Raw genomic sequence first — 13,643 nt, 5'->3', positions numbered from 1 at the left:
CATCAGAGTCCGGCCGTGTTTTCCCTGAAATCATCGGGGTAAAACCCAATCGTCCAGGACAAGGACGCACTGTAAAGTCGCGAACACCCATTCCGTGATGGCCCCTTGATTCTCTTCAGCCATCCGCCCAGGCACATGGCGCACAATGACTTCTAAAAATAACTCTGCCACCGTGGTATCCGACGTGTTGCTCCCAGCTCCTGCGGACACACCCTCAGGTTCAAAGTCATTGAGCACCGCCCGCCCGCTGGCCACCCAGCAATACCTGTACTTCACCGAGACCAATACCGACCGCATCCTCGACAATCTCGACGGCCTGCGCGACATGGTGTTCCCGCGACCGCCCCACCTGGAAGGCGACAGCGATCCGCGCAACGAACAGGAATTCCCCTCGGTGTGCCTGATCGGCCTGGGCCGCTGCGGTTCGAACATCGCGCTGGACGTGGCGGAACTGGTGTACAACGCGCGCAAGTTCTACCTGAACGAATTCAGCAACGAAGACAAGTCACAAGACAAGGGCTACAGCCCGGCCCAGTGGCTGCGCAACAACCTGCGCCTGGGCAGCGGCAAGGCCAGCAAACCGGTGTTCCTGGTGGAGCCGCTGGTGATGCTGGGCGACTTGGACAAGGACATCGCCGGGCGTATCCGCTTCTCGCGCAAAGGCGAGAAAAGCGGCTTCCTGCGCGACTACAGCAAGATGAAAATCATGGACCTGTCGGAGGTCCATGCCGGCGGCGCCGGCAATGCGCCGATCCTCGGCCAGTACCTGGCCAAGATCATCCTGAACAAAGACACCCAGCGCTTTTCCAGCCCCGACTGGAAGATGATCCACTCGTACCTGATCGACTCCTGCGGCATCAAGGCCAACCAGTCGCGCCTGTACTTCTCGATCTTCAGCGCCGGCGGCGGCACAGGTTCAGGCATGGCTTCGGAATTCGGCCTGGCCCAGCAACACTCGTACATGAACAAGACCTTCGACACCAAGCCCGCCGATGAGCACGACAGCAAGAGCGGCCACGCCTTTGTGTTCGAGCCGATCTTCACCAGCGGCATCTGCGTGCTGCCGAACATTTCCGATCACCGCAGCGAAATGTCCGAGGCGCTGCACATCAACGCCGGGCGACTGCTGTGCAAATACCTGTCGGAAGAATGGGATTTTTCGTACAACTTCGCCAATGAAGACAGCAGCGAAGCCAGCGTGAAGGGGCGAATCCGGCCGTGGAACGCGATGATGCTGATCTCCAACGACATCATGCGTTATGCCGAAGAAAGCGATGACGGCAATATCCAGAACATTGACGTCAATGCCATGGAAAAACACGCCAACCAGTACATTTCCCAGCAGATCTTCAACATCCTCACCGCCCAGGCCGTGACCACCGACTACGACCAGAACTATTTCCGGCGCGCCGGCATCGACATCGGCGAAACCATTCGCCTGGATGCCAACGACCTGTTCATGAGCCTGGCCGGCCCGGTGGCGATTGCCTACGCAGAGTCCGTGGTCCCGGAAACCCCGGCGCCGTCAAATGACAAATTCAAGGTGTTCGAGAAAGAGCCGCAGCGCCTGAACATCGACGACCTGTTCTTCCGCTCCATCGACCTGCCGCACTTCAACAAGGTCACCCAGGCCATCGAAGGCATCAGCCTGTTGCCAATCGAATCCAAGCGCTACAAGGCGTCCCTGGAACAGTACAAGAACTCTGGCTACGACGCCGCCGCGCTGCATGACCTGCACTTCTTCAAGAACTGCTCGTCGGTGGTCTCGATTGTGTCGCTGCCCAAGGACTACAAGCTGTCCTACATGGACTTGAACCGGCTCAAGACCCACCTCAACAGCCTGTTCCCCAACACCACGCTCAAGCGCTACGCCCTGGTGATCGGCGCCTCGGCCAACCTGTCGCTGACCACCCTGATCGCCAAGAGCCCGTGCCTGTCGGATGACTTCCTCACGTTGATCGTGGCCTTCATCAAACGCTGCTTTGCGCGCAACCCGTATCGCTTCGATGACACGCTGGACAACTCGATCCTGGACTTCATCATCCACGAGGACTTCGACGAAGACCGTATCGACGAGTTGCTCAACGAGTTCGAGAACCCGGCGAAGATCCTCGACACCAACTGGTACGCGATCAAGCCGATGTATGAGAAGAAGTACCGCGAGTTGATCAACGACAAGGAGAAGTTCGTGTCGATCAATGACATTCGCCTGTCACGGGATTGCGTGAAGAAGGCGATCAAGTACTTGCGTGAGATCTACCGCCACCGGATTGGCAAGACCAAGGTGATCTCGCTGAACAACCACACTGGCAAAACCGCCTGACTGCCTGCAGGAGCCGGATCACCGGCTCCTGCAGGGGGATGCGAACATATCGGGAAACAATTTTACGGCGCTTGTGCCACGGGTATAACTGTTCCCGTGACGTTTACGTCACCCTCACCTGTGACCTTTCTCTACGGCAAGGTGCCATCACGGTGCCGGCGGTTACTCCGCTACACACTTCTGACAGCCTGAATTGCGCACCTTTTTAGTGCACTCATTCTTTACGCCGCCCTTTCCTGGATCAGTATCCAAGGCGAAACCACCACCGCCCACAAACTTGGATCACGCTCAACCAGGTCCAATGCCCGCGTCGCAGACACTTCGCCAAGGCTCCCCGCAGCCAGCCAAGCGGCGACTTTGTCGCGGTTATCCTCGGCCATGCCTTCGGCTGCTTCGATCAAATCCAGACCCGCATCGACCCACAATAGGGCACCCTTGGCAAAGAACGGCTCAAGCTCCTTCCAGGAAATTTCGGCAGTTTCACCGAGCAGCTTGGCATAGAGGGTGCTAGGTTCTTGCGTCATGGGAGTTCACCTGAATAAAAAATCGGCGCAATCATAACGTCGAGCGTCAGGCAGAAAAACCCAGTTGCAAATGCGTCATCGATTGAAAGTGTCAGGAAAGCCAAGGATTGCCCGAAACTCTGGCATCACCCCGCCGCAATTCTGTCTTTTTCTTTCATTTAAGCGACATACCCGGGTTTTGCCCCCAGCAGCCAGCTTTTCAAGCGATCAACCGGCGCTCTACACTGTACCGGTACAGTTGCCAGGGCACTGCCGGGGGGATATCCGAGATATCTGATCCGGTTCTGCAGCTCACAAGGCCGCTAGAACTATAAAAAATACAACAGTAAGAGTGGAGCACTATGAATAAGGCTACTAAGCAGATTTCCAAACTGTTTGCCGCTATGGTCCTGGCTGGGGTTGCCGGCCATTCGTTCGCAGCCGACACCATCAAGATCGGTATCGCAGGTCCTAAAACCGGTCCTGTGACGCAATACGGCGACATGCAATTCATGGGTGCCAAGCAAGCCATCGCCGACATCAACGCCAAGGGCGGCGTCGACGGCAAAATGCTTGAAGCCAAGGAGTACGACGACGCTTGCGATCCTAAACAAGCCGTTGCCGTGGCCAACAAAGTGGTCAACGACGGCGTCAAGTTCGTGGTCGGCCACCTCTGCTCCAGCTCCACTCAGCCAGCCTCCGACATCTATGAAGACGAAGGCGTGATCATGATCACCCCGGCTGCCACCAGCCCGGAAATCACTTCCCGTGGTTACAAACTGGTCTTCCGCACCATCGGCCTGGACAGCGCCCAAGGCCCTGCGGCCGGTAACTACATCGCCGATCACGTGAAGCCAAAAGTCGTTGCAGTCATTCACGACAAACAGCAGTACGGTGAAGGCATCGCCACCGCCGTCAAACAGACTCTCGAGAAGAAAGGCGTGAAAGTTGCCCTCTTCGAAGGCATCAACGCTGGCGACAAAGACTTCGGTTCGCTCATCCAGAAGCTCAAGCAAGCCAACGTCGACTTCGTCTACTACGGCGGCTACCACCCTGAGCTGGGCCTGATCCTGCGCCAAGCCAAGGAAAAAGGCGTGAACGCCAAGTTCATGGGCCCAGAAGGTGTCGGCAACGACTCCATCTCGCAAATCGCCCAGGACGCTTCCGAAGGCCTGCTGGTTACCCTGCCGAAATCGTTCGACACCGATCCAGCCAACAAGGCGATCGTTGAAGAGTTCACCAAGAACAAGCAGGACCCAACCGGTCCGTTCGTGTTCCCGTCCTACTCGGCTGTTGAAGTCATCGCCGGCGGTATCGCTGCCGCGAAGTCCGAAGACACCGCCAAAGTGGCTGCTGCCATCCACGCAGGCACCTTCAAGACCCCAACCGGCGACCTGAGCTTCGACGCCAAGGGCGACCTGAAGGACTTCAAGTTCGTGGTCTACGAATGGCACTTCGGTAAACCAAAAACCGAAGTTTCCCCTCAGTAAGCCAGGCATTACTGGTCCAGCAAGCCCACTGTGAAAGCAGTGGGCTTTGTTTTACGAGGTTTATGGGCCTGACACCCGCGATCCGGGCGCTGGCTCACCTGAAAATCTTAAAACCGTCACCAGCGGTTCGCTGGCAAACGCTTTGTGCAAATGTGCTCACAGAACACAGTGCAGGGCCGGAACATGACTCCACCAGTGAAATGCGTATCGGGTTTTTAGGAGCGCTGTAATGCCTGAGATCTATCATTTTTTCCAAACGCTGGTTAACGGCATGACCGTTGGCAGCACCTATGCCTTGATAGCCATTGGCTACACAATGGTTTACGGCATCATTGGAATGATTAACTTCGCCCATGGCGAGGTGTACATGATTGGCTCCTACGTGGCCTTCATCGCCCTTGCCGGGCTGGCCATGCTGGGTATCCACTCCCTGCCGCTGTTGATGACCGCTGCGTTCCTTGCATCGATCGTCGTGACCAGTGCCTATGGCTACAGTATCGAGCGGGTTGCCTACCGTCCCTTGCGTGGCAGCAACCGTTTGATCCCGCTGATTTCCGCCATCGGCATGTCGATTTTCCTGCAGAACACTGTACTGCTGTCCCAGGACTCCAAGGACAAGTCCATTCCCAACCTGATTCCGGGGAGCTTCTCCTTCGGCCCAGGTGGCGCACAAGAAGTGCTGATTTCTTACATGCAGGTCCTGGTCTTCGTCGTCACCCTGGTGGCGATGCTGGGCCTGACCCTGTTCATCTCCCGCTCCCGTCTGGGGCGCGCCTGTCGGGCCTGCGCCGAAGACATCAAGATGGCCAACCTGTTGGGCATCAACACCAACAACATCATCGCCCTGACCTTCGTGATCGGTGCTGCGCTGGCCGCCGTCGCGGCGGTGCTGCTGAGCATGCAGTACGGCGTGATCAACCCCAACGCCGGTTTCCTGGTAGGCCTCAAGGCTTTCACCGCGGCGGTATTGGGCGGCATCGGCAGTATCCCGGGCGCGATGCTCGGTGGCCTGGTGCTGGGGGTGGCTGAAGCCTTTGGCGCCGATATCTTCGGTGACCAATACAAGGACGTCGTGGCGTTCGGCCTGTTGGTTCTGGTGCTGTTGTTCCGTCCGACCGGCATCCTGGGCCGTCCGGAGGTTGAGAAAGTATGAGCAGATATCTTAAATCGGCGTTTTTCAGCGCCTTGCTGGTATGGGCCGTGGCCTTCCCGGTACTCGGCCTCAAGCTGAGCATTGTCGGCATCAACCTTGAAGTGCATGGCACAGGTCCCGTGACCCTGACCGTCATCGCCCTGTGTTCGGTGCTGATGTTCCTGCGCGTGTTGTTCAGCGATCAGTTCAATGCCTTGCTCAAGAGCAACCGTGGTCCGTTGGTATCGCCCAAGGTCAGCCAATTCCTGACCCTGCCGCGCACCCAGCGCTACATCATCATTGCCCTGATCATCGCCGCGTTGATCTGGCCGTTCTTCGGCTCGCGCGGTGCGGTCGACATCGCCACCCTGATCCTGATCTACGTGTTGCTGGGTCTGGGCCTGAACATCGTGGTGGGCCTGGCCGGCCTGCTCGACCTGGGTTACGTGGGCTTCTATGCCGTGGGTGCCTACACCTATGCGCTGCTCTCGCATTACCTGGGCTGGAGCTTCTGGGTCTGCCTGCCACTGGCTGGCATGGCGGCGGCGACGTTCGGCTTCCTGCTGGGCTTTCCGGTGCTGCGCCTGCGCGGCGACTACCTGGCGATCGTGACCCTGGGCTTCGGTGAAATCATCCGCCTGTTCCTGCGTAACCTCACCGATATCACCGGTGGCCCCAACGGCATCAGCAGCATCCCCAAGCCGACGTTCTTCGGGCTGTCGTTCGACCGTTCCGCCGCTGAAGGCATGCAGACGTTCCACGAGTACTTCGGGATCGACTACAACCCGGTGAGCAAAGTGGTGTTCCTGTACCTGGTGGCGCTGCTGCTGGCATTGGCCGCGCTGTTCGTGATCAACCGCCTGCTGCGCATGCCCATCGGCCGTGCGTGGGAAGCGCTGCGCGAAGATGAGATCGCCTGCCGCGCACTGGGCCTGAACCCGACCATCATCAAGCTCTCCGCCTTTACCCTGGGCGCTGCGTTCGCCGGTTTCGCCGGCAGCTTCTTCGCCGCGCGCCAAGGCCTGGTGACCCCGGAGTCGTTCACCTTTATCGAGTCGGCGATCATCCTCGCCATCGTGGTACTGGGGGGCATGGGCTCGCAACTGGGCGTGATCCTGGCGGCGATCGTGATGATCCTGCTGCCGGAAATGATGCGTGAGTTCAGCGAATACCGCATGTTGATGTTCGGCGCCATGATGGTGCTGATGATGATCTGGCGTCCTCAAGGTTTGCTCCCGATGCAACGCCCACACATGGAGCTGCGCAAATGAGCCGCGAGATCCTGAAAGTCGAAAACTTGAGCATGCGCTTCGGCGGGTTGCTGGCGGTCAACGGCGTGGCCCTGACCGTGAAAGAGAAACAAGTAGTCGCGCTGATCGGCCCCAACGGGGCCGGCAAGACTACGGTGTTCAACTGCCTCACCGGCTTCTACAAGCCGAGCGGTGGCAGCATCCTGCTGGACGGCCAGCCGATCCAGGGCCTGGCCGGTCACGAGATCGCCCGCAAGGGCGTGGTGCGGACCTTCCAGAACGTGCGCTTGTTCAAGGACATGACGGCGGTCGAGAACCTGTTGATCGCCCAGCACCGTCACCTGAACACCAACTTCTTTGCGGGACTGTTCAAGACCCCTTCGTTCCGCAAGAGCGAGCGCGAGGCCATGGAATACGCCGAGTACTGGCTGGACAAGGTCAACCTCACCGAGTTTGCCAACCGCCCTGCTGGCACCCTGGCCTACGGTCAGCAACGTCGCCTGGAAATCGCCCGCTGCATGATGACCCGCCCGCGGATCCTGATGCTCGACGAACCGGCCGCCGGCCTGAACCCCAAGGAAACCGAAGACCTCAAGGCGCTGATCAGCGTGTTGCGTGAAGAAAACAACGCCACGGTGCTGTTGATCGAACACGACATGAAGCTGGTCATGAGCATTTCCGACCACATCGTAGTGATCAACCAGGGCACGCCGCTGGCCGACGGGACACCGGAGCAGATCCGCGACAATCCTGAAGTGATCAAAGCCTATTTGGGGGAAGCGTAAAATGCTGCAATTCGAAAACGTTTCCACTTTCTACGGCAAGATCCAGGCCCTGCACAGCGTCAACGTGGAAGTGCGCCAAGGTGAGATCGTTACGCTGATCGGTGCCAACGGTGCCGGCAAATCGACCCTGCTGATGACCTTGTGCGGGTCGCCCCAGGCCCATAGCGGCAGCATCCGCTACATGGGTGAAGAGCTGGTGGGGCAGCAGTCGTCCCACATCATGCGTAAAAGCATTGCGGTAGTGCCGGAAGGCCGCCGCGTGTTCTCGCGCCTGACGGTCGAAGAAAACCTCGCCATGGGCGGCTTCTTCACCGACAAGGGCGACTACCAGGAGCAGATGGACAAGGTGTTGCACCTGTTCCCTCGGCTCAAGGAACGCTTCAGCCAGCGCGGCGGCACTATGTCCGGCGGCGAGCAGCAAATGCTCGCCATCGGCCGGGCGCTGATGAGCAAGCCCAAGCTGTTGCTGCTGGACGAACCTTCCCTGGGCCTGGCGCCGATCATCATCCAGCAGATCTTCGACATCATCGAACAACTGCGCAAGGACGGTGTGACAGTGTTCCTGGTGGAGCAGAACGCCAACCAGGCCTTGAAGATTGCTGACCGCGCCTATGTGCTGGAAAACGGCCGGGTGGTGATGCAGGGCACGGGCGAGCAGTTGCTGACCGATCCGAAGGTGCGTGAGGCGTACCTCGGCGGCTAGGCGAACCGGCTCTGAAATGTGGGAGGGGCTTGCCCCTCCCATATTTGTTTCGCGTCGCCTGAAATTATTTTTGATCGACTTGTAACGGATTCCACCCTGCCGTCTCTAGTGGTACAAGCAGGCACTCAAGCCCGCCAACTCAACCCACTGCTGGAGATACACCATGACTACCAAACTGTCTGCCGCTACCCTCGTCCTGGCCCTCGGTTCTGCCCTGAGCCTGTCCACTCTGACCACCACCGCCCACGCTGCCGACGACATGCAGAAATGCTTCGGCGTCGCTGAAGCGGGCAAGAACGATTGCGCCGCGGGCGCCGGCACTTCCTGCGCCGGGACCTCGAAAGTCAAAGACCAGGCCAACGCCTGGAAACTGGTCCCTGCCGGCACCTGCCTCAAAACCCCAAGCTCCACCTCGCCGACCGGTTTCGGCCAGGAAGCGGCCTTCACCGCTAAATCCTGATCCCTCGCAAAACCTGAGTACTGATGATGACTCTTTCATCCCTGCAAGCCGTCTCCCAGGCTCAGGCGCCCGGCCTTCCCGGTCGGGCCGGACTGGGGCTCAAGCATGAGCACTTCGTTGAAGTGCTTGAGACCTCACCCGATATCGGTTTTTTTGAAGTGCACGCCGAAAACTACATGGTGGCCGGCGGCCCTTTTCATCATTACCTGGGGTTGATCCGCGCGCAGTACCCGCTGTCCTTGCACGGTGTGGGCTTGTCCATCGGTGGCGAAGCCCCGCCGGACCGTGACCACCTGGCACGGTTGGCGGCACTGATCGAGCGCTACCAACCTCACTCCTTTTCCGAACACCTGGCCTGGTCCAGCCACGGCCCGGTGTTCCTTAACGACCTACTGCCCCTGGCCTACGACCACGCCACCCTGCAACGGGTATGCGAACACGTCGACCAGGTGCAAAGCACACTCAGGCGGCCGATGCTGCTGGAAAACCCGTCGACCTACCTGCAATTCCAGTGCTCCACCCTGGACGAAACCGACTTCATCAGCGAAATCATCCGCCGTACCGGCTGTGGCTTGCTGCTGGACGTGAATAACGTCTACGTGTCGTGCATCAATCATCAACGTGATCCGCAGTCCTACATCGATGCCTTGCCGTTGCACGCGGTGGCAGAGATTCATCTGGCGGGGTTTGCCGAAGACACCGACAGCCTTGGCGACCGCTTGCTGATCGATGACCACGGCGCCCCTGTCGATAACGCCGTGTGGCAACTCTACGAGTCGGTACTGGCGCGCATCGGTCCAGTGGCAACGCTGATCGAGCGGGATAACCACCTGCCCGCGTTCAGCGTGCTGCAAGCCGAGGCCCGGCAAGCTGACAGGTATCTTTCACAGGTGACCCCATGAGCCGGCAAGACGCCTTCACCGCGGCCTTGTTGGCACCGGACCTGCCTTGCCCCGACGGCCTGTTCAGCAGCAATGGCGCCGAGCCAGCCAGCCGCTTCGCGGTGTACCGCAACAATGTGCACAGCTCATTGGTCAACGCGTTGGCTGCGGCTTATCCCGTGACGTTGCAGTTGGTGGGCGATGCGTTTTTCCGCGCGATGGCCGGCCTTTATGCACAGGCGCACCCGCCCACCAGCCCATTGATGAGCGGGTACGGTAGCGCGTTCGCCTGCTTCATCGAGGGGTTCGAACCGGCAGCCAGCGTGCCTTATCTCGCCGACATGGCCCGGCTGGAGCGCTTGCGGGTACAGGCCTACCACGCGGCAGACAGCCAACCCCTGGATCAACAGACCGTATTACAGGCACTGCAAAGTCAAACGGACCTGGGTGGGCTGCGCCTGCAATGGCACCCCTCCCTGGCCACGCTGGACTCAGCCTATGCAGTAGTAGCGCTGTGGGCGGCACACCAGACCGAGGGGAGCCTGGAAAACCTGGATCCCTGGCAGCCACAGAGTGCCCTGGTGTTGCGCCAGGGTCTGGAGGTCAAGGTATTCGCAGTCACCCCTGATGCTGTCGCGTTCATCAACAACCTGGCCCGGGGCGCGACCTTGGAAAACGCCGTGGAGCACGCGCTTGAGGCCGGCGCCGAGTTTGACCTGCACCAATGCCTGGCGCTGCTGATCAGCCACAACGCCATTACTCATTTGCATCCAGAACAAAAGGTATCGCCATGAACACTCGCCCTTCGGGCCTGATCAATCAGGTCATCGCGCTTTTCGAGCAAATTCCCTACAGCCTGATCGCCTTTCTCGCACGCTTTTCGATTGCCGCGGTGTTCTGGAAATCCGGACAAACCAAAGTCGAAGGCTTTGCCATAGACCTGGTCAACGGCACCTTCCAATTCGGTGAACCGCGCCTGGCCGCCTCGACGCTACCGCTGTTTCGCAGCGAATACCATGTGCCGTTGCTATCGCCGGAAGTCGCAGCGCACTTGGCTGCGTTTGCCGAGCACTTTTTCCCGGTGCTGATCCTTGTCGGGTTCGCCACGCGCTTCTCGGCCCTGGCCCTGGTCGGCATGACCCTGACCATTCAATTGTTTGTCTACCCGGACGCCTACCCAACCCATGGCACCTGGCTCGCGTTATTGCTGTTGCTGGTCGCCAAGGGCCCGGGTCGCTTGTCGATCGATCACCTGATCGCTCGCCGCTACCGTTAAAGGCGGTCCAGGGCTTCGCCGCTGCGCTTGAACCAATCCACCAGGTAGTCGGCCAACACCTGGGTGCGACGCGGCAAGCCGCCCTGATACGGATGCACCAGGTACATCGGCATGCTGCGCGTCTGATAATCGCGCAGGAGCCAACGCAGTCGGCCATCTGCCAATTCCGCCGGCAGCACGTAGGACGGCAACCGTGCAATACCCGCCCCCACCAGCGCGGCTTTTTTGAGCAGGTTGTAGTGGTTGGAGGCAAACGTGCCGCTGACTCGTACCCGCAGTAACTCGTGCTGTTGGTGGTACAACCACTCTTCACGGCCGCTGTAGTGGCTGTTGAGCAGGCAAGCATGACTGGCCAGGTCGGCTGGCGTCGCCGGTTCGCCGTGTTGCTCAAGATAAGCCGGGCTGGCGCAGGTCATCTCACGCCAGGCCAGCAACGGCTTGACCACCAGGCGCTCGTTCTCAATGGAGCCGGAGCGCACCCCCAGGTCGAACCCATCTCGCGCCAGGTCTCGATAGTTGTTATTAAGCTCCAGCTCGATCTGCACCTGCGGGTATTGCTTGGAAAACTCCAGCAGCAGCCCATCAAAAAAGGTTTCCCCCAAGGACACCGGCACCGTCATACGCACCGGCCCGGCAAGGTCGTCCTTGAGCCGGGCCAATGCCTGACGGGCGCGATCCACCTGTACCACCAGGGCCTGGGCCTGGGGCAACAAGGCCGCACCGGCTGCGGTCAGGCTGAGCTTGCGCGTGGTGCGGTGCAGCAACACCACAGAGAACCGCGCTTCCAGCTGGCTGATACGCTTGGACAATTGCCCTTTGCTACAGCCCAGTTGCTCGGCGGCGACGGTAAAACTGCCGGCTTCGATCAACACGGCGAAGGCCGCCAAGTCATCCATCTCGCTCATGGATTGTTTCCAAAAGAAAACCAAAGGTTGCCTATTAGTGCGTTTATCCAAGCAAAAAGCCACTCTAGACTGAACCTTCACTTACCCCTAGAGGAACAGCACCATGAAAATCCTATTGATTGGCGCCAGCGGCACCGTCGGCTCGGCGGTCAAGGCGGAACTGGCTCAGCGTCACGAGGTGATCAGCATCGGCCGCAGCAGCGGTGACTTCCAGGTGGATATCAGCGACAGCGCGTCGATCCGCAAGCTGTTCGAGCAGACCGGCAAGTTCGATGCCCTGGTCTGTGCGGCGGGCAGCGTAAACTTCGTGGCATTGGGCGAAATGAGCGAGAGCGATTTCGAGTTGGGCTTGCGTGACAAGCTGATGGGCCAGGTCAATCTGCTGCTGATCGGCCGTGAGTACGCCAACGATGGTGCTTCGTTCACCTTCACCAGCGGCATCCTCAACCGCGACCCGATCCGCACCGGCGCCTCGGCCGCACTGGTCAATGGTGCATTGGATGCGTTCGTCAAAGCCGCTGCCATCGAGCTGCCACGGGGCCTGCGCGTCAACGCCGTCAGCCCGACGGTTCTGGTGGAGGCCATGGGCAGCTACGCGCCGTATTTCCGTGGCTACAAACCGGCTGCTGGAGCCGACGTGGCATTGGCCTACGCCAAAAGTGTGGAGGGATTACAGACCGGTCAGACGTTTATCGTGGGTTGATTCCCGGCCGCTAATGGCGCCCCCAAGGCACCCACTTGATGAACAAGTCTTGAGGGACGCCCATTCGGACGTAAAACCCATCCAGAACACTTCTGACGACAGATGGTGTTGCACTCATCGCAAGGCCGTCGACGTAAATGCTCAATCGTTGGTTGATCGTCAACAACGAGATCGCCTTCAGACGCGCCCTCGCCTGCGGACTCAACTCTACATCGACCCAGACAACGCCCGGGTTGCTCGCCAGGTCTTGCTTGAGGTCAACGGTGATTGCCGCAAAATCGGTGGCGGACGAAAACTCCACCCGCGCCGGCTCGCCAGCCAGCGCAGAACTCGCTACCAGCAAAAAACCACAGAGACACCGTCGAAAGCCCATCGCCTTTCTCCTATCGAAAAAATGACGCTCTCATACATGCCTCGACCCGCCTGTACGAATATTCCTGATCCGACCGCAGGCAGACCTGCGTCAAACTATGTCATGGGCTTGTGATGCAGCGCCGGCCTGCGTAACGTGGCGGCACTTGTCTGGAGACCCGATAATGCGTGCCGCCAATACCCTATTCCTGTTTGCCCTGCTTCCGCTGTTCGCTGCCTGCCAGATGTTCGAGAGTGATCCTGCCAAGCCGTCGCTCGCCGGGCTGACCCGCATGCAGGGTGAACTCACTGCGGTCGGCGGCAAACTGCTGTTCCAGCCGTGCAACGACAAACGCAACTATGTGGTCAATGACACCGGTGGCACCAGCATCCTGCAGGAAGCGGCCTCCCTGGCCGGCCAGCAAGGCGCATTGTTTGCCGACCTGCGCGGCAAGTTCTCCGGGGTTGCCAGCGGCACCGAGGGCAGCGTCGACCTGCAACAACTCTACCGCGTCGAACGCTCCACCTCGGCCTGCGGCGACCCGGACTTCAAGCGCATGATCCTGCGCGCCAACGGCCACAAGCCGACCTGGGTGATGAACGTCACCGCCAAGGGCCTGGTGCTGGATCGCGAAGGCCAGCCGCCACTGGCCGTGCCTTATGTGGAAGAGCAAATCGGTGACGGCCGCTTCAACCTGATGACCGAGGCCAACAATCAGCACGTGGAATTGTGGGTAGCGCCGCAGCGTTGTGTCGACCCGGTCAGTGGCAGTTTGCAGCACATGACCGCCGAGTTGCGCGTCAATGGCCAGGTACAGCGCGGTTGCGCATCGTTCGGCGGCTCGCGCGACGACTGACGCGACGCCATGCTGTTTTAACAT

Annotated in this window: 15 protein-coding genes; 12 read left to right on the top strand and 3 right to left on the bottom strand. The window is 59.6% G+C overall.

Annotation, left to right across the window (positions count from 1 at the left end):
- The first annotated feature begins 145 nt into the window (after positions 1 to 145).
- Positions 146 to 2,323 (top strand): hypothetical protein, encoded by a 2,178-nt coding sequence (locus tag M2497_RS07845; RefSeq protein WP_248486714.1) that lies wholly within the window; start codon positions 146 to 148, stop codon positions 2,321 to 2,323.
- A 221-nt stretch (positions 2,324 to 2,544) separates the two neighbouring features.
- Here M2497_RS07845 and M2497_RS07840 read toward each other — a convergent pair whose 3' ends face one another.
- Complete coding sequence (locus tag M2497_RS07840) at positions 2,545 to 2,847, bottom strand: DUF2288 domain-containing protein (RefSeq protein WP_017530446.1); 303 nt, start codon at positions 2,845 to 2,847, stop codon at positions 2,545 to 2,547.
- 341 nt (positions 2,848 to 3,188) lie between these two features.
- Between M2497_RS07840 and M2497_RS07835 the strand changes: the two genes are divergently transcribed.
- The 9 genes from M2497_RS07835 to M2497_RS07795 all read left to right on the top strand — a co-directional run bounded on the left by M2497_RS07835 (position 3,189) and on the right by M2497_RS07795 (position 10,803).
- Positions 3,189 to 4,316, top strand: coding sequence for a branched-chain amino acid ABC transporter substrate-binding protein (locus M2497_RS07835; RefSeq protein WP_248486713.1), 1,128 nt, complete (start codon positions 3,189 to 3,191; stop codon positions 4,314 to 4,316).
- 229 nt (positions 4,317 to 4,545) lie between these two features.
- Positions 4,546 to 5,469, top strand: a complete 924-nt coding sequence (gene livH / locus M2497_RS07830) for a high-affinity branched-chain amino acid ABC transporter permease LivH (protein WP_058425229.1) — start codon at positions 4,546 to 4,548, stop codon at positions 5,467 to 5,469.
- Complete coding sequence (locus M2497_RS07825; protein WP_071496882.1) at positions 5,466 to 6,719, top strand: high-affinity branched-chain amino acid ABC transporter permease LivM; 1,254 nt, start codon at positions 5,466 to 5,468, stop codon at positions 6,717 to 6,719. Before livH ends, M2497_RS07825 begins: the two co-directional genes overlap by 4 nt.
- On the top strand, positions 6,716 to 7,483 hold the full coding sequence (gene livG, locus M2497_RS07820; protein ID WP_058425231.1) for a high-affinity branched-chain amino acid ABC transporter ATP-binding protein LivG: 768 nt from the start codon (positions 6,716 to 6,718) through the stop codon (positions 7,481 to 7,483). Before M2497_RS07825 ends, livG begins: the two co-directional genes overlap by 4 nt.
- A gap of 1 nt (position 7,484) precedes the next feature.
- Positions 7,485 to 8,186, top strand: a complete 702-nt coding sequence (locus tag M2497_RS07815; protein ID WP_017844798.1) for an ABC transporter ATP-binding protein — start codon at positions 7,485 to 7,487, stop codon at positions 8,184 to 8,186.
- Between the two features lie 163 nt (positions 8,187 to 8,349).
- On the top strand, positions 8,350 to 8,646 hold the full coding sequence (locus M2497_RS07810; RefSeq protein WP_248486711.1) for a DUF2282 domain-containing protein: 297 nt from the start codon (positions 8,350 to 8,352) through the stop codon (positions 8,644 to 8,646).
- A gap of 23 nt (positions 8,647 to 8,669) precedes the next feature.
- Entirely contained in the window at positions 8,670 to 9,548 is an 879-nt protein-coding gene (locus M2497_RS07805) for a DUF692 domain-containing protein (protein ID WP_248486710.1), read from the top strand.
- Positions 9,545 to 10,321 carry a DNA-binding domain-containing protein gene (locus M2497_RS07800; protein WP_248486709.1) on the top strand — a complete coding sequence of 259 codons (777 nt, stop codon included), beginning with the start codon at positions 9,545 to 9,547 and terminating at the stop codon, positions 10,319 to 10,321. The genes M2497_RS07805 and M2497_RS07800 overlap by 4 nt, the downstream gene beginning before the upstream one ends.
- On the top strand, positions 10,318 to 10,803 hold the full coding sequence (locus M2497_RS07795; RefSeq protein ID WP_248486708.1) for a DoxX family protein: 486 nt from the start codon (positions 10,318 to 10,320) through the stop codon (positions 10,801 to 10,803). The genes M2497_RS07800 and M2497_RS07795 overlap by 4 nt, the downstream gene beginning before the upstream one ends.
- On the opposite strand, the gene M2497_RS07790 is transcribed toward M2497_RS07795, so the two are convergent.
- Entirely contained in the window at positions 10,800 to 11,708 is a 909-nt protein-coding gene (locus M2497_RS07790) for a LysR family transcriptional regulator (RefSeq protein WP_058425236.1), read from the bottom strand. The genes M2497_RS07795 and M2497_RS07790 overlap by 4 nt on opposite strands.
- A 103-nt stretch (positions 11,709 to 11,811) precedes the next feature.
- On the opposite strand from M2497_RS07790, the gene M2497_RS07785 reads away from it, so the two are divergent.
- Positions 11,812 to 12,411 carry a short chain dehydrogenase gene (locus M2497_RS07785; RefSeq protein ID WP_248486707.1) on the top strand — a complete coding sequence of 200 codons (600 nt, stop codon included), beginning with the start codon at positions 11,812 to 11,814 and terminating at the stop codon, positions 12,409 to 12,411.
- Positions 12,412 to 12,421: 10 nt separating this feature from the next.
- On the opposite strand, the gene M2497_RS07780 is transcribed toward M2497_RS07785, so the two are convergent.
- Positions 12,422 to 12,784 (bottom strand): hypothetical protein, encoded by a 363-nt coding sequence (locus M2497_RS07780; protein WP_248486706.1) that lies wholly within the window; start codon positions 12,782 to 12,784, stop codon positions 12,422 to 12,424.
- Between the two features lie 163 nt (positions 12,785 to 12,947).
- Between M2497_RS07780 and M2497_RS07775 the strand changes: the two genes are divergently transcribed.
- Positions 12,948 to 13,619, top strand: a complete 672-nt coding sequence (locus M2497_RS07775; protein WP_248486704.1) for a hypothetical protein — start codon at positions 12,948 to 12,950, stop codon at positions 13,617 to 13,619.
- The last annotated feature ends 24 nt before the right edge of the window (positions 13,620 to 13,643 follow it).

It is taken from the genome of Pseudomonas sp. CYM-20-01, from assembly GCF_023169845.1.
In the GTDB taxonomy this organism is placed as follows: domain Bacteria; phylum Pseudomonadota; class Gammaproteobacteria; order Pseudomonadales; family Pseudomonadaceae; genus Aquipseudomonas; species Aquipseudomonas azotoformans.
The sequence above is the reverse complement of the archived record's forward strand: the minus strand, read 5'-3'. Positions and strand labels throughout refer to the sequence as shown.

What these genes read in the sequence shown, in the direction of transcription:
- M2497_RS07810 (WP_248486711.1), top strand. Translation starts at nt 8,350, where the DNA reads ATGACTACCAAACTGTCTGCCGCTACCCTCGTCCTGGCCCTCGGTTCT.
- M2497_RS07815 (WP_017844798.1), top strand. Translation starts at nt 7,485, where the DNA reads ATGCTGCAATTCGAAAACGTTTCCACTTTCTACGGCAAGATCCAGGCC.
- M2497_RS07775 (WP_248486704.1), top strand. Translation starts at nt 12,948, where the DNA reads ATGCGTGCCGCCAATACCCTATTCCTGTTTGCCCTGCTTCCGCTGTTC.
- M2497_RS07805 (WP_248486710.1), top strand. Translation starts at nt 8,670, where the DNA reads ATGATGACTCTTTCATCCCTGCAAGCCGTCTCCCAGGCTCAGGCGCCC.
- M2497_RS07845 (WP_248486714.1), top strand. Translation starts at nt 146, where the DNA reads ATGACTTCTAAAAATAACTCTGCCACCGTGGTATCCGACGTGTTGCTC.
- M2497_RS07780 (WP_248486706.1), bottom strand. Translation starts at nt 12,784, where the DNA reads ATGGGCTTTCGACGGTGTCTCTGTGGTTTTTTGCTGGTAGCGAGTTCT.
- M2497_RS07840 (WP_017530446.1), bottom strand. Translation starts at nt 2,847, where the DNA reads ATGACGCAAGAACCTAGCACCCTCTATGCCAAGCTGCTCGGTGAAACT.
- M2497_RS07795 (WP_248486708.1), top strand. Translation starts at nt 10,318, where the DNA reads ATGAACACTCGCCCTTCGGGCCTGATCAATCAGGTCATCGCGCTTTTC.
- M2497_RS07800 (WP_248486709.1), top strand. Translation starts at nt 9,545, where the DNA reads ATGAGCCGGCAAGACGCCTTCACCGCGGCCTTGTTGGCACCGGACCTG.
- M2497_RS07835 (WP_248486713.1), top strand. Translation starts at nt 3,189, where the DNA reads ATGAATAAGGCTACTAAGCAGATTTCCAAACTGTTTGCCGCTATGGTC.
- livG (WP_058425231.1), top strand. Translation starts at nt 6,716, where the DNA reads ATGAGCCGCGAGATCCTGAAAGTCGAAAACTTGAGCATGCGCTTCGGC.
- M2497_RS07790 (WP_058425236.1), bottom strand. Translation starts at nt 11,708, where the DNA reads ATGAGCGAGATGGATGACTTGGCGGCCTTCGCCGTGTTGATCGAAGCC.
- M2497_RS07825 (WP_071496882.1), top strand. Translation starts at nt 5,466, where the DNA reads ATGAGCAGATATCTTAAATCGGCGTTTTTCAGCGCCTTGCTGGTATGG.
- livH (WP_058425229.1), top strand. Translation starts at nt 4,546, where the DNA reads ATGCCTGAGATCTATCATTTTTTCCAAACGCTGGTTAACGGCATGACC.
- M2497_RS07785 (WP_248486707.1), top strand. Translation starts at nt 11,812, where the DNA reads ATGAAAATCCTATTGATTGGCGCCAGCGGCACCGTCGGCTCGGCGGTC.